This window comes from Pseudomonas ficuserectae, from assembly GCF_024584585.1.
GTDB lineage: Bacteria > Pseudomonadota > Gammaproteobacteria > Pseudomonadales > Pseudomonadaceae > Aquipseudomonas > Aquipseudomonas amygdali.
On sequence record NZ_CP085684.1, the window covers coordinates 4,820,279 to 4,837,465 of the forward strand.

Genomic DNA, 17,187 nt, shown 5'->3' on the forward strand with positions numbered 1-17,187 from the left:
GCCCTGTTCTCCGAGGAGTTTGTATGAGCGAGTTGCGATTCACCGTTGACCATGAATGGCTGCGTGCCGAAGCCGACGGCAGCATTACGGTCGGCATCACGCCCTATGCGCAAGAGTCGCTGGGCGACGTAGTCTTCGTGCAGCTCCCGGATTTGCAGGCCTACACTCAACACGCTGAAGTGTCAGTGGTGGAATCGGTGAAAGCCGCCAGCAGCATCAACATGCCGCTGGACGGTGAAGTGGTCGAGGTCAATTCAGTCCTCGATGACACGCCGGAGCTGGTCAATGAAGACGCTCTCGGTGCAGGCTGGTTTTTTCGTTTCATTCCACAGGATGCCGACGCCATCCACGGCCTGCTGGATCAGGACGCCTACGACCGCCTGATCAAAGCCAACGCTCAAGCCTGAGGAGCACGCCATGACTGACCGTATTGAACTGACCACTGCCAACGAATTCATCGCCCGTCACATTGGCCCGCGCGCTGCCGACGAGCAGGCCATGTTGCAGACGCTGGGTTTCGACTCCATTGAAGCGCTGAGCGAAAGCGTTATCCCGGAAAGCATCAAGGGCACCAGCGTGCTGAACCTGCCTGCCGGGCAGAGTGAAGCCGATGCGCTGGCGTCCATCAAGGCCATCGCCGGCAAGAATCAACTGTTCAAGACCTACATCGGCCAGGGTTACTACAACACCCACACGCCGGCACCGATCCTGCGCAACCTGCTGGAAAACCCGGCCTGGTACACCGCCTACACGCCCTATCAGCCGGAGATTTCCCAGGGCCGTCTGGAGTCGCTGCTCAATTTTCAGACGCTGATCAGCGACCTGACCGGCCTGCCGATTGCCAACGCGTCCTTGCTCGACGAAGCGACCGCTGCTGCCGAAGCAATGACCTTTTGCAAACGTTTGAGCAAGAACAAAGGCAGCCAGCAGTTTTTCGCCTCCAGCCACTGCCACCCGCAGACACTTGATGTGTTGCGTACCCGTGCCGAGCCATTGGGCATTACCGTTGTGGTGGCGGACGAAGCCGAGTTGGGCGACGTCAGCGATTACTTTGGTGCGTTGCTGCAATACCCGGCCAGCAACGGCGACGTGTTCGATTACCGCGAGCTGGTCGAACGTTTCCATGCTGCCAACGCGCTGGTCGCCGTGGCTGCCGACTTGCTGGCACTGACGTTGCTGACCCCGCCAGGCGAATTTGGCGCCGACGTGGCCATCGGCAGCGCACAACGCTTCGGTGTACCGCTGGGCTTCGGCGGCCCGCATGCGGCTTACTTCTCAACCCGCGATGCCTTCAAGCGCGACATGCCGGGCCGCCTGGTCGGCGTATCGGTGGACCGTCACGGCAAGCAGGCCCTGCGTCTTGCCATGCAGACCCGCGAACAGCATATTCGTCGCGAGAAGGCCACCAGCAACATTTGCACTGCACAGGTCCTGCTGGCCAACATCGCCAGCATGTACGCCGTCTACCATGGCCCGCGCGGCCTGACACAGATCGCCAAACGCGTTCACCAGTTGACCGCGATCCTTGCCGAAGGCTTGAGTACGCTGGGTCTGAAGGCCGAGCAGGCATTCTTCTTCGACAGCCTGACCCTGAACACCGGCAGCAGGACCGCGGCGCTGCACGCAGCGGCTCGCGCCAGGCACATCAACCTGCGTGAAATCGACGACCAGCACCTGGGTCTGTCACTGGACGAAACCACCTCGCAGTCGGCAGTTGAAACGCTGTGGGAAATCTTCGCCAGCGACGGTCAGAACCTGCCCGACTTCACCGCACTGGCAGCCAGCGTCCCGTCGCGCCTGCCCGCTGCACTGCTGCGCCAGTCGGCAATCCTCAGCCACCCGGTGTTCAACCGCTACCACTCTGAAACCGAACTGATGCGCTACCTGCGCAAGCTGGCTGACAAGGATCTGGCGCTGGACCGCACCATGATTCCACTGGGCTCGTGCACCATGAAGCTCAACGCCGCCAGTGAAATGATCCCGGTGACCTGGGCCGAATTCGGCAACCTGCACCCGTTCGCCCCGGCCGAGCAGAGCGCCGGGTATCAACAATTGACCGACGAGCTAGAGGCCATGCTCTGTGCGGCCACCGGCTATGACGCGATCTCGCTGCAGCCGAACGCCGGCTCCCAGGGTGAATACGCCGGACTGCTGGCCATTCGCGCTTATCACCAGAGCCGTGGCGATGAGCATCGCGATATCTGCCTGATCCCTTCATCGGCACACGGCACCAACCCGGCCACAGCCAACATGGCCGGTATGCGTGTCGTGGTCACCGCCTGCGATGCACGTGGCAACGTCGATATCGAAGACCTGCGCGCCAAGGCCGTTCAACACCGCGACCGGCTTGCGGCGATCATGATCACCTACCCGTCGACCCACGGCGTGTTCGAAGAAGGCATCCGTGAAATCTGCGGTATCGTTCACGACAACGGTGGCCAGGTCTACATTGACGGCGCCAACATGAACGCCATGGTCGGCCTGTGCGCTCCGGGCAAATTCGGTGGCGATGTATCGCACCTCAACCTGCACAAGACCTTCTGCATTCCGCACGGCGGCGGTGGCCCAGGCGTTGGTCCGATCGGCGTCAAATCCCATCTCGCCCCGTTCATGCCGGGCCATGCACGCATGGAGCGCAAGGAAGGCGCAGTCTGCGCAGCCCCATTCGGCAGCGCCAGCATCCTGCCAATCACCTGGATGTACATCCGCATGATGGGTGGCGAAGGCCTGAAACGCGCTTCGCAACTGGCGATCCTCAACGCCAACTACATTTCGCGCCGCCTGGAAGAGCACTACCCGGTGCTGTACACCGGCACCAACGGGCTGGTTGCCCACGAATGCATCCTTGACCTGCGCCCTATCAAGGACAGCAGCGGCATCAGCGTCGATGACGTGGCCAAGCGTCTGATCGACTTTGGCTTCCATGCCCCGACCATGTCGTTCCCGGTTGCCGGGACCTTGATGATCGAGCCGACCGAGAGCGAGTCCAGAGAAGAACTGGACCGTTTCTGCGACGCCATGATCAAGATCCGTGAAGAAATACGCGCGGTTGAAAACGGCACACTGGACAAAGACGACAACCCGTTGAAAAACGCCCCGCACACCGCTGCGGAAATGGTCGGCCAGTGGAGCCATCCTTACAGCCGCGAACAGGCGGTGTACCCGGTCGATTCGTTGATCGAGAACAAGTACTGGCCTCCGGTCGGTCGTGTCGACAACGTCTTCGGCGACCGCAATCTGGTCTGTGCCTGCCCGTCCATCGAGAGCTATCAGGAAGCCTGATAGCCCGTGCTTTGGCATGCCTGTGCGCAGCTCGATGGTGAGTGCGCACAGGCGATGCCGTTCTGCATGGCCCGCTCAACAAGGAATTGAACATGTCCACAGAAACCCTGCTGACCACTCCTCTGCACGCCCTTCACCGCGAACTCGGCGCGAAGATGGTGCCCTTCGCCGGTTACGACATGCCCGTGCAATACCCGGCTGGCGTAATGAAAGAACATTTGCACACTCGCGCGCAGGCCGGCCTGTTCGATGTCTCGCACATGGGCCAGATTCGTCTTACCGGCACAGATGCTGCCAAGGCCCTTGAGGCCCTGGTGCCAGTGGACATCATTGACCTGCCAGTCGGGATGCAACGCTATGCGATGTTCACCAACGATGCTGGCGGCATTCTCGATGACCTGATGGTTGCCAATCTCGGCAGTGATCAACTGATGCTGGTGGTCAACGCGGCCTGCAAGAATCAGGACCTGGCGCACTTGCGCAAGCACCTGGCGGGGCATTGCACTATCGAACCGTTGTTCGAAGAGCGCGCCCTGCTCGCCCTGCAAGGTCCGGTCGCTGTCACGGTGCTGGCGCGCCTTGCGCCGGAAGTGGCGAAGATGACCTTCATGCAGTTCGCCAGCGTCAAGCTGCTGGACGTTCAATGCTATGTCAGCCGCTCGGGCTATACCGGCGAAGACGGCTATGAAATTTCAGTACCGGCCGAACAGGCTGAAGCCCTAGCGCGCCGCCTGCTGGAAGAACCGGAAGTTGCCCCGATCGGTTTGGGCGCACGTGATTCGCTGCGACTGGAAGCAGGTCTGTGCCTGTACGGTCATGACATGGACACCGACACCTCCCCGGTAGAGGCCAGCCTGTTATGGGCTATTTCCAAAGTGCGGCGCGCCGACGGTGCACGTGCAGGCGGCTTCCCGGGAGCAGAGCAGGTCTTTGCCCAGCAACAGAACGGTGTCGCCAAAAAACGTGTCGGCCTGCTTCCCGAAGAGCGTACGCCAGTGCGTGAGGGCACAGAAATCGTCGATGAACAGGGCGCTGTCATCGGCACTGTCTGCAGCGGCGGTTTTGGCCCGAGCCTGGCTGGCCCGCTGGCCATGGGTTATTTGAACAACGCTTACACCGCGCTGGATACACAGGTCTGGGCAATGGTGCGCGGCAAGAAAGTGCCCATGCGTGTGGCAAAAATGCCTTTCGTTGCACAACGTTACTTTCGCGGCTAAACAACGGCGTCAAAAAAACAGCAATACTTCGCTGTTGCGCAGGTGCTGTTACACACTACTGTTTCGGCCGTGTTTCAACCGAGTGAACAGTCTGTTGTATATGCCAAAAATGCACCTATAAAGTGCAAAATGTTATGACAGACCAAACACCGTGCACAGCAGGCAAACACGCCGGGCATAAGGCTCTCCCCCCCGGAAACAGGGTACAAGGCAGGGGGGTTGTATTTGTAACGAGAGTTGGCGTAGAGTTTCCGGACTGTGTTTGCATGGGTCGCCGAATCTGGACCTGGGCAGTAGCTCTAGGTTTGCTACAACCCGTTCTACGTTTCTTACTTCCTGCAACCAGCCCCAGTGCTCTTTCGTGTGAAAGAGGCTGTAACCAATTCAAGTCAAGCGTCAAGGAAATAAGAAAATGGCTGATCGTCAGAGCGGTACCGTCAAGTGGTTCAGCGATGAAAAAGGTTTTGGTTTTATCACTCCTGAGAGCGGGCCGGATCTGTTCGTACACTTCCGCGCCATTCAGGGTAACGGCTTCAAAAGCCTGAAAGAAGGCCAGAAAGTTACCTTCGTTGCCGTGCAGGGCCAAAAAGGCATGCAGGCTGACGAAGTTCAAGCCGAAGCCTGATACGACACACTCTCGTACGTACAGAAGGCCTCTGACAGCAATGTCAGAGGCTTTTTTATATGTGCGATTCCGCTCGGCAAGTACATGAGTAAGCCCATGAAAAAGCCGACTCAAGGTCGGCTTTTTCACAGCGGCTACACGACGCTATCCGGCGCGGCGCAGCAGATACACACCGGCCAGCGCACAGGCTGCAGCAGGCATCAGCACGGCCAGCAACGGCGGGAAACCGAACAGCAGGCTGGACGGGCCGAGCAGGTCCTGAATGATGCGGAAGGTAAAGCCGACCACCACCCCCGTGAACACGCGCTGCCCCAGCGTAACCGAACGCAGCGGGCCGAAGATGAACGAGATTGCCATCAGCACCAGCGCTACTGTCACAGCTGGTTGCAATACCTTGGTCCAGAACGCCAGCCAGTAGCGGCCATTGCTCAAGCCCTGATCAGCCAGATAATGCGCGTAGTTCCAGAGACCGCTGATCGAAAGCGACTCGGGCGGCATGATCACTGTGCTCAGCAATTGCGGGCTCAACGCTACATCCCAGCGCTCGACCGGCGTATTGATGACCTCGGTACGGCCGTCATTGAAATGCGTGGTACTGACGTCCTTCAACTCCCAGTAATCGGTCTTGAAATTGGCCTCTTTGGCAAAGCTGGACGTCAGCATGTGGCGTTGATCGTCGAAACGATAACGTGTCACGCCAAGCATCAGACCATTGGGCTGGACGGTGTTGATGTGGATGAATTCGTCACCCTGACGGTGCCAAAGACCATGCCTGGCGCTCTGCGCATCACCCGAGCCCTGAGCCAGCGAGCGAGCGGCCTGAGCCTGGTTCTCGGCGTAGGGAGCCACGTACTCGCCGACCAGTACACCAGCAACCATCAATAGCAGCATCGGCTTCATGACCGCCCAGACGATGCGCCCGATGGACACACCTGCTGCACGCATGATGGTCAGTTCGCTGCTGCTGGCCAGCGTACCCAGACCAATGAGGCAACCGATCAGGGCAGCCATTGGCAGCGTGTCGTAGACACGCCGCGGCGCGGTCAGCATGACGTAGCTGAGGGCATCCGCCAGTGTGTAGGTGTCACTGATATCACCCATCTCGTCGATGAACGCGAACAATGAAACCAGCCCCAGAATGATTCCCAGAACCGCAAGAATCGCCAGCAATACGCTTTTACCGATGTATCGATCAAGCTTGACCACGAGTCACCTCCGTGACGCTGCGACGACTCGCCATCTTCAGACGCAGAGGCTCCCAATAGAACAACAGCAGGCCAATGGACAGGTAGATGCCATGCACCCACCACATGCCCAGGCTGAGCGGCAGCTTGCCCTTCTCCAGCGAACTGCGCACCGAGATCAGAATGGCCAGATAAGACATGTACAGAAGGATCGCCGGCAAAAGTTTCAGGTAACGGCCCTGACGCGGATTGACGCGCGACAACGGAATAGCCATCAACGTGACGATGAACACCGACAGCGGCAGCGAAATACGCCATTGCAGCTCGGCGACAGAGCGCGGTGCCGGGTTGCCGATCAGTTCGCTGGTCGGAATGGCCTCACGGTCGGTGATTTCTTCACTGATTTCCGGCTTGGGCAGCATCGCCCCGTAGGTGTCGTACTTGATCACACGATAATCAGCCGCACCAGGATTGCCATCGTAGCGGTAGCCGTTTTCGAGGATCAGGAAGCGACTGCCATTGGGCCTTACCTCCTGATGGCCCTTCTCTGCCACCAGCACGGTAATACCGTTGTCCTTGCTCTTGTCGCCGGACATGCGTTTTTCAGAGATGAACACACCAGCCAGTTGCGAGCGGTCTTCCGACAGTTCCTTGGTGTAAGTGATACGCGTACCGTCACGCAGCGCCTGAAAACGGCCCGGCACCAGCGTGTCGAACTCGGTCATGGCGTCCTGCTTGTTGATCAGCAGCGAAAACTGGGTAGCGCCCTGTGGAGCCAGACTGAAACTCAGCCAGGCGACCAACAGCCCGACCAGCGTGGCAGGCCCCATGGTGATGGCAAGCAGCCGCTGCTGACTCATGCCGGTGGCGGCCAGCACGGTCATTTCACTTTCCAGGTACAGGCGCCCGTAAGCCATGAGAATGCCGAGGAACAGGCCCAGCGGCAGAATTACCTGCAGAAAGCCTGGCAGGCGGAAGCCCATGATCAGGAACAGCACGCCCGGATCGAGCGCACCGGACGCGGCCTGCGCCAGGTACTTGATGAAGCGTCCGCTCATGATGAACACCAGCAGCACGGCGCTGACCGCGCTCAAGGTAAGCAGCACTTCTCGGGACAGATAACGGAAGACAATCAAACCAGACACTCCAGAGTTGTCAGGCTCAGGCAGCCAAACAGGGAAAAATTGTGAGCCACGGCAACCAGAGATTCACGCCGGCAAAAGGCGTGGGCATCAAAAAATATGCGGCATTATCCTGTGATTGTGTGTTTCTGTCACTGCGCACCGGGGATAGTTCGCACATACACGCAAAGCAGGCGGCTCTACGGGGTTGTCAGCAGTCGTGCAGCGGGGTCAAACTGCAAGGCTTACCGCGGGCATCCTCCTTGAAAACACTCAGGCCATCCCGCGTACATCATTCATATTGCGACTCTCATCGTCTACTCGGGGACCCCACATGGAATTGGTTGTTAAAAGCGTAAGCCCAGAAACCTTGAAAACCGCAACGCTGGTGGTCACCGTCGGCGAAAGCCGTGTACTGGTTGGTGCTGCCCAGGCTGTCGATATCCTCAGCGGCGGAGCCATCTCCCTCATTCTCAAACGCGGTGATCTGGCGGGCAAGGTCGGTCAGAGCCTGCTGCTGCACAACCTGCCCAACATCAAGGCAGAGCGCGTTCTGCTGATCGGTACCGGCAAGGAAGGTGAACTGTCGGACCGCCAGCTGAAAAAAATCGTCGGTGCAACACTGACCTGCCTCAAAGGCCTGGGCGGCAGCGACGCTGCGATTGCGCTCGATGACCTGTCAGTGAAAAACCGCGACACCTACGGCACGGCTCGCCTGCTGGTCGAGGCCCTGGCGGATGGCGAATACGTCTTCGACCGCTTCAAGACCCAGAAAGCCGAAGTTCGCGTCCTGAAAAAAATCACCCTGCTGACCGACAAGGTACGCATAGCTGACATCGAGCGCGCTTCCACTCACGCCAAGGCTATCGCCACCGGCATGGCACTGACCCGCGACCTGGGCAATCTGCCACCTAACATCTGCCACCCGACCTACCTGGGCGAAGAAGCCAAGGCGCTGGGCAAGGCCCACAAGAATCTGAAAGTGGAAGTTCACGACGAGAAGAAACTGGCCGAACTGGGCATGGGCTCTTTCCTCGCGGTGGCTCAGGGCAGCGCCCAGCCACCTCGCCTGATCGTCATGAACTATCAGGGTGCCAAAAAAGGTGATCAGCCCTTCGTGCTGGTCGGTAAAGGCATCACGTTCGACACCGGCGGCATCAGTATCAAGCCTGCCTCGGGCATGGACGAGATGAAGTTCGACATGTGCGGCGCTGCCAGCGTATTCGGTACCCTGCGCGCCGTACTGGAACTGAAACTGCCGATCAATCTGGTGTGTATTCTGGCCTGCGCCGAAAACATGCCGAGCGGCACCGCGACACGTCCCGGCGACATCGTCACTACCATGAGTGGCCAGACGGTCGAAATTCTCAACACCGACGCTGAAGGCCGTCTGGTGCTGTGCGATGCACTGACCTACGCCGAACGCTTCAAGCCACAGGCAGTCATCGACATCGCCACTCTCACCGGCGCGTGCGTGGTTGCGCTGGGCGGCCACACTTCCGGCCTGCTGGGCAACAATGACGCGCTGATCAATCAGTTGCTCGACGCGGGCAAACAGGCGGATGACCGTGCCTGGCAGTTGCCGTTGTTCGATGAGTACCAGGAGCAGCTCGACAGCCCGTTCGCCGACATCGCCAATATCGGTGGCCCGAAAGGCGGCACCATCACGGCGGCCTGCTTCCTGTCGCGCTTCACCAAGGCCTATGACTGGGCTCACCTGGACATCGCTGGCACTGCGTGGCTGAGCGGCGGCAAGGAAAAAGGCGCCACCGGACGTCCGGTTCCGCTGCTGACCCAGTACCTGCTCGACCGCGCTGGCGTATAAAAAGACACCCTGGCGTGTCGGCTTCACGGTCGATACGCCACTGGTTCTGGAACCTGTATGACCCAAGTCGATTTTTACATCCTGCCCAGCGCCGATCCTGCCGCGCGCCTGGACTTTGCCTGCAAACTAACGGAAAAAGCCTGGCGTCTGGGTCACAAGGTCTATCTGCACTGCAGCGATGCAGCGCAGCGTGAAGACCTTGATGCCCGGCTCTGGCGCTTCAGGGGCGAAGTGTTTCTGCCCCACGGCGATGCCGAGAGCGACTCCGATGCCCCCGTGGTGCTGGGTCTGGGTGACGACTCGGGCGCTCACGAGGACCTGTTGGTCAACCTCGACCTGAGCATTCCGGCCTTCTTCAAACGCTTCGCCCGCGTGGCGGAAGTGGTTGTCGAAGACCCGGCCATACGTCTTGCCGCACGCGAGAGTTTCCGTTCCTACCGTGAACAGGGCTATCCTCCGCAAGATCACCGACTGCAGCGCCTTTGAGGACATGATGGATACTTCAAAAAAAGCTGAATCCACCCATTTGCTGAACGATCTGGAATCGATCCGCCAGTTGCTTGGCGATGACTCCGCACACTCCCCGCTGCCGAACGACCCGGCTCGTCCGGAAGGCCAGATTCCTCTGTTATTCGATGTGGTCGGCGCTCGCCCCGACGCGACTTATCAACAGGACTTCGACGAAGACGACATCCCGACGCTGACGCCTGATGTGCAAGCCGCACCTGTCGAGCAGCTTCAGACCGTTCAACAGCCTGCCCAGCCTCAAGCACTGCCGAACCCGGATGCCCTGCTGCATCTGGACAACGAATTGCGTGCCGCCGCGCAGTTGATCCTGCAGGACGTGATCGCCGACTTCGCCCCGCACATCGAGGCTGAAATCAAGCGTCGGCTGGAAGCGAGGCTGGAGCGGTTATTGGCGCAGCAGCAGAAGTGAACGTGTGATCAGGAGTCCTGAGTACACAGGCATACAGACGCTGTCAGGGAGAATTCAATAGGGAGCGGATCTTTGCTACGTGCTGCTCCATTTTCCCCTTGAGATTAAGTTGGGTATACCAGGCTCTCATGAGCGTCTTGCGTCTAGCCTCATCCTTTTTTATATTTAGCAGTATTTCGGGAGACCCTTCGTGCTCCTTGAGCTTAATAGCCAATGCCTTCTTGAAATCGTCGTAATCGGTATTGGGTTTTACCCGTGAATTTGTCAGAGAATGATTGCTCTGCACGCCAGGCCTCCTTGATTCGATCGCTCGTTTTTTGACTGGCGTTCGCCGTGACTTTTTCAAACTGTACTTTGAAGTCTGCACTCTTGAATACACTCGGCAGAAAACCCGGTTCGTTTTCTATAGCGCTGCGAAGGTCCGACAGTACGTCTGGGTTACTGGCGTCTACAAAACGCTTATTTAACTGCGAGGCTATCAGCCCGGCTCCTCTCTCATTCAACGTATTAGACGCTCCACTCACTGCGGCCATATTTTTGAAAGACAGGTGCCTGAATATTCTGTCAAGCGCCAGGTCTGGTAACTTGTCGAGAAAGAGTATGTGGACCCCGACGTGTCCACCAGAATCACTTCTATTAACCGGGTCCCCCTGACAATACGCATATGCATTCAAGCCTCCCGGCCCAAATGGACTTAACGAGTCTGGCCGGTTGAAACGCATCAGCACCGGGTTGAACGCGCGGTAGCCGTTACCCAGCAGGTAATGCCCGGTCACAGGGTCCGCGCGCTCGCCGTTGAAGCCGGAAAAGGAGCCGCCCGGCAAGCGATGTCCGTAAGGGCTGTAGCCCAGCGGCTGGTGCCCCTCCGAACTCAAAGCATGCAATACACTGCTTTGCAGGTCGGTGGCCAGAAGGTCCGTCCGGGCGACAGAGCTTTCAGTCTCATACTCCGCTAACAAAAGGTTTTCACCGTGAAATACACGGCGACGCGTTGCGCCCTGTATCTCGACCGTCAAACGGTTCTTTTGATAGAACCGCGACACCACCTCCTGCACCTCGGGATCGACGACGGCAATACGGTCCAGCGCGTCATAGCGATATCGACACAGCACGCGCCTGGTTTCGGGAGTATTGGTCATGGCGACGCAGGCCCCGCAATCAAGGTTTGAATACCCGATCATGCCCCTCTCCCCCCTCGCCGCCTACTGACAGATCTGCCAGTTGTGGCCCGGCACTTATGTGCTTGTCGCTTGCCGTCAGGTCTATGCTTACCGGTTTCCGAATCAATGCCACAGGTTCCCGCCGCGCATGGACAAGACTTACCAGCCGTACGCCATAGAAACTTTCTGGTATCAGACCTGGGAGTCCGAAAATTATTTCGCTCCGCAGGGCGTAGCAGACAGCTCCGCCGCAAGCGCAGCCCAACCCTGATGCACTGCTTCATCTGAACAGCGAACTGCGCGCAGCCGCGCAATTGATCATGCAGGACGTGGTCGACGACTTCGCTCCACATACTTCGCCCCACATATAGAAAACGAGATCAAGCGTCGGCTGAAGGCAAGGCTGGGGCGGTTATTGGCGCAGCAGAAGAAGTGAGGCGCGCGGTTTGGAAACTGGCTCACATGCGTGTGGATACGTTATCAGCGAGGATTGAATGTGGAGCGGATAGCAGCTATACGCCGGCGCGTGTCTGCTTCACAATTGATAAGTGCATTCCAGTCCTTGTGCAACTTCCTGTGCGTTTCCATGTGCTCAGTGATTCTTGTCAGGCTTTCTGACTGATAGCGCTGGGCACGCTCTAGCGCGCGCGTAGCCTGCAACTCACTGCTTCCACTCACGCCAGCCACGTGATCAAGAATCGCTTGTGTTTGACGATCAACGCTATTTATCTCTCTACTGAATCCTTTCTCGATGCTCGTCGCTACATGCTCGAACTGCGCGCTGTAGAAAGCGTCATGCCTTAGCGCCCCGGTCGTACTTAAATGCCCTTCAATTGTCGACAGTGCGCTGGGATCGTTTATATCAACCCAAACCTTGAATCGCCCCGGGTTTCGTAGACACCTCCATGCCTTAAACTGAGGCCAATCAGGAGGTGCCATGAGCAACCCACGTTATCCCGAAGAATTCAAAATCCAAGCGGTCAATCAAGTGACCGAAAAGAAGCTGCCTGTCGCTGATGTGGCGGCGCGTCTTGGCGTGTCGACGCATAGCCTCTATGCCTGGATAAAGCGCTACAGCAAACCTCAGGCAGAACGGCAGCAAGACGATGATCAGCACGCTGAACTGCGTCGTCTGCGAGCGGAACTCAAGCGGGTCACTGAAGAGCGAGACATCTTAAAAAAGGCCGCCGCGTACTTTGCCAAGGAGTGCGGCTGAAGTACGCCTTTATCAAGCAGCGCGCGGGCGACTACTCCATTCGACGGCTTTGCCTGACGCTGAAAGTCCATCCCAGTGGTTATTACGCTTGGTTGTCTGAGCCGCAATCTGCACGCGCTAAAGACGACCAGCGATTGCTGGGTTTGATCAAGCACTCGTGGCTGGAGAGCGGCGGAGTTTATGGCTATCGCAAAATCCATGACGACCTGCGCGAGGTCGGTGAAGATTGTGGTCGGCATCGTGTGGCGAGGTTGATGCGTCTTGAAGGTCTGCGCTCTCAGACAGGGTATCGACGTCGCCCTGGAAAGTACGGCGGTAAGCCAGCGGTCGCCTCACCCAATTTACTGAAGCGCGAGTTCGATGTCGTGGAACCAAACAAGGTTTGGGTCACCGACATCACCTACATTCGTACGTATGAAGGCTGGCTGTATTTGGCGGTGGTGCTGGATCTGTTTTCTCGTCAGGTCGTTGGCTGGTCAATGAAGTCGCAGATGACCAGTGATTTGGCCATTGATGCGTTATTGATGGCGGTTTGGAGGCGAAAACCGAAACAAGAGGTGATGGTTCACTCCGACCAGGGCAGCCAGTACAGCAGCTCCGATTGGCGCAGTTTTTTGAAGGCAAACAATTTGGTTGCCAGCATGAGCCGCCGAGGCAATTGTCATGACAACGCCGTGGCTGAGAGCTTTTTCCAGCTTCTGAAACGGGAACGAATCAAGCGGAAAATCTACACCTCACGGCAAGATGCTCGTAGTGATGTGTTCGATTACATCGAGATGTTCTACAACCCAAAACGCCGCCATGGTTTCAACAATCAGCTGTCACCGGTAGAGTTTGAAAAACGTTACGCAATGAGCTTGCAAGGTGTCTAGAGAATCCGGGGCGATTCACTCCTGCCTGTTTGAGGGGTCGTTGCACTCAACGCGGCCGCATCTCCTAGAGAAACGCGCCCGAGTATATTCTTAAGGGCATTCTCAGGAAGCTCTTCAAAAACAAAACGCCTGGCCGCGCTGGCGAGCGCCGCCACGGGAATATGCCCATCAGGATCACTCCTGTTAACCGGATCGCCCTGGCAGTAGGCATACGCATTCAGGCCTCCCCGTCCAAATGGACTCAGGGTGTCCGGGCTATTGAATCGCATCAGCACCGGGTTGAAAGCGCGGTAGCCGTTACCCAGCAGGTAATGCCCGGTCACAGGGTCCGCGCGCTCGCCATTGAAGCCGGAAAAGGGGCCGCCCTGCGCGCGATGTCCGTAAGGGCTATAAGCAAGCGGCTGCCGTTCCTCTGAACTCAGGGCATGCAGCACGCTGATTTGCCTGTCGGTGCCCAACAGGTCGGTCCGAGTGATGGAGCCGTCCGTTTCATACTCAGCCAACAAGCGATCATCGCCGTGAAATACACGACGGCGCGTTTCACCCTGTATCTCGACCGTCAAACGGTTCTTTTGATAGAACCGCGACACCGCCTCCTGCACCTCGGGATCGACGACGGCAACACGATCCAGCGCGTCATAGCGATATCGGCACAGTACGCGCTTGCTTTCCGAAGTCTTGTCCATGGCCGCATCCGTCCTGTGATCAATGCTTGAACACCGGATCATGCCCCTTGGTCCACTCGCCGCCTACTGACAGATCTGCCAGTTGTGGCCCGGCGCTTATGGCTTGTCGCTTGCCGTCAGGTCTATACTTACCGGTTTCCGAATCAATGCCACAGGTTCCCGCCGCGCATGGACAAGACTTACCAGCCGCACGCCATCGAAACTTCCTGGTACCAGACCTGGGAGTCCGAGAACTACTTCGCTCCGCAAGGCGTGGGTGACTCGTACACCATCATGATCCCGCCGCCGAACGTTACCGGCAGCCTGCACATGGGCCACGGCTTCAATAACGCGATCATGGACGCCCTGATCCGTTTCCGTCGCATGCAAGGTCGCAACACGCTGTGGCAACCGGGCACCGACCACGCTGGTATCGCCACGCAGATGCTGGTGGAGCGTCGTCTTGAAGCGCAGGGCATAAGCCGTCATGAGCTGGGCCGCGAGAAGTTTCTGGACAAGATCTGGGAATGGAAAGCCGAGTCCGGCGGCAACATCAGCCGTCAGATCCGCCGTCTGGGCTCGTCCGTCGACTGGAGCCGCGAGCGCTTCACCATGGACGACGGCCTGTCCGACGCCGTGAAGGAGGCCTTCGTGCGCCTGCATGAAGACGGCCTCATTTACCGTGGCAAACGCTTGGTCAACTGGGACACCAAGCTGCACACCGCGATTTCCGACCTTGAAGTGGAGAACCACGACGAGAAAGGCCATCTGTGGAACCTGCGCTATCCGCTGGCCGACTGTGCAAAAACCGCCGAAGGTCTGGATTACCTGATCGTTGCCACCACTCGCCCGGAAACCATGCTCGGTGACGCCGCCGTTGCGGTGAACCCACAGGACGAGCGCTACAAGGCATTGATCGGCAAGTTCGTCGAACTGCCGCTGGTAGGCCGCCGCATCCCGATCATCGCGGACGACTACTGCGACCCTGAATTCGGCACCGGCTGCGTGAAAATCACCCCGGCGCATGACTTCAACGACTATGAAGTCGGCAAACGCCACAACCTGCCGCTGCTGAACATCTTCGACAAGAATGCCAACGTTCTCGCTGCTGCTCAGGTTTTCAACCTTGATGGCACGCTGAACGAAAGCGTCGACGGCAGCTTGCCTGCGGACTACGCCGGTCTCGACCGCTTTGAAGCGCGCAAGCAGATCGTTGCTGCGTTTGATGCCGCCGGCCTGCTGGTCAGCGTCGATGATCACGCCCTGAAGGTGCCGAAAGGCGACCGTTCCGGCACCATCATCGAGCCGTGGCTGACCGATCAGTGGTATGTCTCCACCAAACCGCTGGCCGAGCCTGCGATTGCCGCTGTCGAAGACGGCCGTATCGCGTTCGTGCCCAAGCAATACGAAAACATGTATTTCTCGTGGATGCGCGACATCCAGGACTGGTGCATCAGCCGTCAGCTCTGGTGGGGCCATCGCATTCCGGCCTGGTACGACGAGTCCGGCAAGGTTTACGTCGGCCGCGACGAAGCCGAAGTTCGCGCCAAGAACAACCTTGGCCCGGAAATCGCGCTGCAGCAGGACAACGACGTACTGGACACCTGGTTCAGCTCGGGCCTGTGGACCTTCTCCACGCTCGGCTGGCCGGAAAAGACCAAGGCACTGGAAACCTTCCACTCCACCGACGTGCTGGTCACCGGTTTCGACATCATTTTCTTCTGGGTCGCCCGGATGATCATGCTCACCATGCACTTGGTGAAGAACGAGGACGGCACGCCGCAGGTCCCGTTCAAGACTGTTTACGTGCACGGTCTGGTGCGTGACGGCCAAGGCCAGAAGATGTCCAAGTCCAAGGGCAACGTGCTTGACCCGCTGGACATCGTCGACGGTATCGACCTCGAAACGCTGGTAGAGAAACGCACCAGTGGGCTGATGCAGCCGCAGCTGGCGAAGAAGATCGAGAAGCAGACCCGTCAGGAGTTCGCCGACGGCATCGCCAGCTACGGCACCGACGCCCTGCGCTTTACCTTCTGCTCGCTGGCGTCCACCGGTCGCGACATCAAGTTCGACATGGGCCGCGTCGAAGGCTATCGCAACTTCTGCAACAAGATCTGGAACGCTGCGCGTTACGTGCTGGACAAAGGCGAAGACTGCGGCCAGAACGGCGAAGCTGTCGAACTGTCGCTGGCTGATCGCTGGATCATCTCGCAATTGCAGCGCACGGAAGCCGAAGTGACCCGCCAACTGGATCAGTTCCGCTTCGACCTCGCGGCCCAGGCGCTGTACGAGTTCATCTGGAACCAGTATTGCGACTGGTATCTGGAGCTGTCCAAGCCTGTGCTGTGGGATGAAACCGCACCGGTCGAACGTCAGCGTGGCACACGCCATACACTGGTACGCGTGCTCGAAGTCGCGCTGCGCCTTGCGCACCCGTTCATGCCGTTCATCACCGAAGAAATCTGGCAGCGCCTCGCACCGCTGGCGGGCGCGGAAGGCAAGACCATCATGCTGCAACCCTGGCCAGTGGCCAACGAAGCACGCATTGACCAGGCTGCCGAAGACGATATCGAATGGCTCAAGGGCCTGATGCTTGCCGTGCGCAACATCCGTGGCGAAATGAACATCGGCCCGGGCAAGCCGCTGCAAATGTTCCTTAAGAATGTGAGTGCCGAGGATCAGCGCCGCCTGAGCGAAAACGATTACCTGCTCAAGAAGCTCGCCAAGCTGGAATCGATGACCGTACTGACCGAGGGTGCAGAAGCGCCACTGTCGGCCACCGCGCTGGTGGGTGACGTGGAAGTGCTGGTGCCGATGGCCGGGCTGATCGACAAAGGGGCCGAACTGGCGCGCCTGGACAAGGAAATCCAGCGCCTGCAAGGCGAAGTGCAACGCGTCGGCGGCAAGCTGTCCAACGCCGCCTTCGTCGACAAGGCACCGCCTGAAGTCATCGCCAAGGAACGCGCCAAGCTGACCGAAGCCGAACAGGCACTGGGCAAGCTGGCCGAGCAACACGCCCGCATCGCCAGCCTGTAAGGTGGCCAGAAAAGCCAGCCCGATTATGGGCTGGCTTTTTGTTATCT

The 17,187-nt window shown here is 58.6% G+C and carries 11 protein-coding genes and 4 pseudogenes; 11 read left to right on the forward strand and 4 right to left on the reverse strand.

Annotated features, from left to right (window positions below; all coding sequences use genetic code 11):
• The first annotated feature begins 23 nt into the window (after positions 1-23).
• The 4 genes from gcvH (at position 24) to LJU29_RS21330 (ending at position 5,124) form a co-directional block, all read left to right on the forward strand.
• On the forward strand, positions 24-407 hold the full coding sequence (gene gcvH / locus LJU29_RS21315) for a glycine cleavage system protein GcvH (RefSeq protein WP_002552291.1): 384 nt from the start codon (positions 24-26) through the stop codon (positions 405-407).
• A gap of 10 nt (positions 408-417) precedes the next feature.
• On the forward strand, positions 418-3,282 hold the full coding sequence (gcvP, locus tag LJU29_RS21320; protein WP_005756875.1) for an aminomethyl-transferring glycine dehydrogenase: 2,865 nt from the start codon (positions 418-420) through the stop codon (positions 3,280-3,282).
• A 92-nt stretch (positions 3,283-3,374) separates the two neighbouring features.
• On the forward strand, positions 3,375-4,499 hold the full coding sequence (gene gcvT / locus LJU29_RS21325; RefSeq protein ID WP_257111172.1) for a glycine cleavage system aminomethyltransferase GcvT: 1,125 nt from the start codon (positions 3,375-3,377) through the stop codon (positions 4,497-4,499).
• A 412-nt stretch (positions 4,500-4,911) separates the two neighbouring features.
• Positions 4,912-5,124 carry a cold-shock protein gene (locus LJU29_RS21330; RefSeq protein ID WP_005756878.1) on the forward strand — a complete coding sequence of 71 codons (213 nt, stop codon included), beginning with the start codon at positions 4,912-4,914 and terminating at the stop codon, positions 5,122-5,124.
• A 144-nt stretch (positions 5,125-5,268) separates the two neighbouring features.
• On the opposite strand, the gene lptG is transcribed toward LJU29_RS21330, so the two are convergent.
• Together lptG and lptF are read right to left on the reverse strand one after the other, a co-directional pair.
• Positions 5,269-6,330, reverse strand: a complete 1,062-nt coding sequence (gene lptG / locus LJU29_RS21335) for an LPS export ABC transporter permease LptG (protein ID WP_002552287.1) — start codon at positions 6,328-6,330, stop codon at positions 5,269-5,271.
• Complete coding sequence (gene lptF / locus LJU29_RS21340) at positions 6,317-7,444, reverse strand: LPS export ABC transporter permease LptF (protein ID WP_002552286.1); 1,128 nt, start codon at positions 7,442-7,444, stop codon at positions 6,317-6,319. Before lptF ends, lptG begins: the two co-directional genes overlap by 14 nt.
• A gap of 319 nt (positions 7,445-7,763) precedes the next feature.
• On the opposite strand from lptF, the gene LJU29_RS21345 reads away from it, so the two are divergent.
• The 3 genes from LJU29_RS21345 to LJU29_RS21355 are packed head-to-tail and all read left to right on the forward strand — an operon-like array spanning position 7,764 to position 10,191.
• On the forward strand, positions 7,764-9,254 hold the full coding sequence (locus tag LJU29_RS21345; RefSeq protein ID WP_257111173.1) for a leucyl aminopeptidase: 1,491 nt from the start codon (positions 7,764-7,766) through the stop codon (positions 9,252-9,254).
• A gap of 57 nt (positions 9,255-9,311) precedes the next feature.
• Complete coding sequence (locus LJU29_RS21350; RefSeq protein WP_005756882.1) at positions 9,312-9,740, forward strand: DNA polymerase III subunit chi; 429 nt, start codon at positions 9,312-9,314, stop codon at positions 9,738-9,740.
• A gap of 7 nt (positions 9,741-9,747) precedes the next feature.
• Positions 9,748-10,191 (forward strand): hypothetical protein, encoded by a 444-nt coding sequence (locus LJU29_RS21355; RefSeq protein ID WP_054995310.1) that lies wholly within the window; start codon positions 9,748-9,750, stop codon positions 10,189-10,191.
• 43 nt (positions 10,192-10,234) lie between these two features.
• On the opposite strand, the pseudogene LJU29_RS21360 reads toward LJU29_RS21355, so the two are convergent.
• A pseudogene (locus LJU29_RS21360) lies at positions 10,235-11,330 on the reverse strand (RHS repeat-associated core domain-containing protein).
• A 169-nt stretch (positions 11,331-11,499) separates the two neighbouring features.
• Here LJU29_RS21360 and LJU29_RS29715 point away from each other — a divergent pair.
• From LJU29_RS29715 to LJU29_RS21370, 3 genes and pseudogenes are all read left to right on the forward strand, one after another.
• Positions 11,500-11,583: pseudogene (locus tag LJU29_RS29715) on the forward strand (hypothetical protein); the annotation flags it as partial.
• Between the two features lie 19 nt (positions 11,584-11,602).
• Positions 11,603-11,787 (forward strand): annotated as a pseudogene (locus LJU29_RS21365) (DNA polymerase III subunit chi); the annotation flags it as partial.
• A gap of 501 nt (positions 11,788-12,288) precedes the next feature.
• Positions 12,289-13,439, forward strand: a protein-coding gene (locus LJU29_RS21370; protein WP_086004489.1) for an IS3-like element ISPsy29 family transposase whose coding sequence is annotated in 2 segments (ribosomal slippage) — positions 12,289-12,523 and positions 12,523-13,439 — 1,152 coding nt in all. Because the reading frame shifts where the segments join, the coding sequence is not laid out codon by codon here.
• 23 nt (positions 13,440-13,462) lie between these two features.
• Here the strand turns inward: LJU29_RS21370 and LJU29_RS21375 are convergent.
• Positions 13,463-14,125: pseudogene (locus tag LJU29_RS21375) on the reverse strand (RHS repeat-associated core domain-containing protein); the annotation flags it as partial.
• 168 nt (positions 14,126-14,293) lie between these two features.
• Between LJU29_RS21375 and LJU29_RS21380 the strand changes: the two are divergent.
• A complete protein-coding gene (locus LJU29_RS21380; protein ID WP_257111175.1) occupies positions 14,294-17,140 on the forward strand; it encodes a valine--tRNA ligase in 2,847 nt (948 codons plus the stop codon).
• Positions 17,141-17,187 lie beyond the last annotated feature (47 nt).

Bases quoted from the DNA above. Each gene is read 5' to 3' on its own strand.
- gcvH (WP_002552291.1), top strand. From the start codon at position 24: ATGAGCGAGTTGCGATTCACCGTTGACCATGAATGGCTGCGTGCCGAA.
- gcvP (WP_005756875.1), top strand. From the start codon at position 418: ATGACTGACCGTATTGAACTGACCACTGCCAACGAATTCATCGCCCGT.
- gcvT (WP_257111172.1), top strand. From the start codon at position 3,375: ATGTCCACAGAAACCCTGCTGACCACTCCTCTGCACGCCCTTCACCGC.
- LJU29_RS21330 (WP_005756878.1), top strand. From the start codon at position 4,912: ATGGCTGATCGTCAGAGCGGTACCGTCAAGTGGTTCAGCGATGAAAAA.
- LJU29_RS21345 (WP_257111173.1), top strand. From the start codon at position 7,764: ATGGAATTGGTTGTTAAAAGCGTAAGCCCAGAAACCTTGAAAACCGCA.
- LJU29_RS21350 (WP_005756882.1), top strand. From the start codon at position 9,312: ATGACCCAAGTCGATTTTTACATCCTGCCCAGCGCCGATCCTGCCGCG.
- LJU29_RS21355 (WP_054995310.1), top strand. From the start codon at position 9,748: ATGGATACTTCAAAAAAAGCTGAATCCACCCATTTGCTGAACGATCTG.
- LJU29_RS21380 (WP_257111175.1), top strand. From the start codon at position 14,294: ATGGACAAGACTTACCAGCCGCACGCCATCGAAACTTCCTGGTACCAG.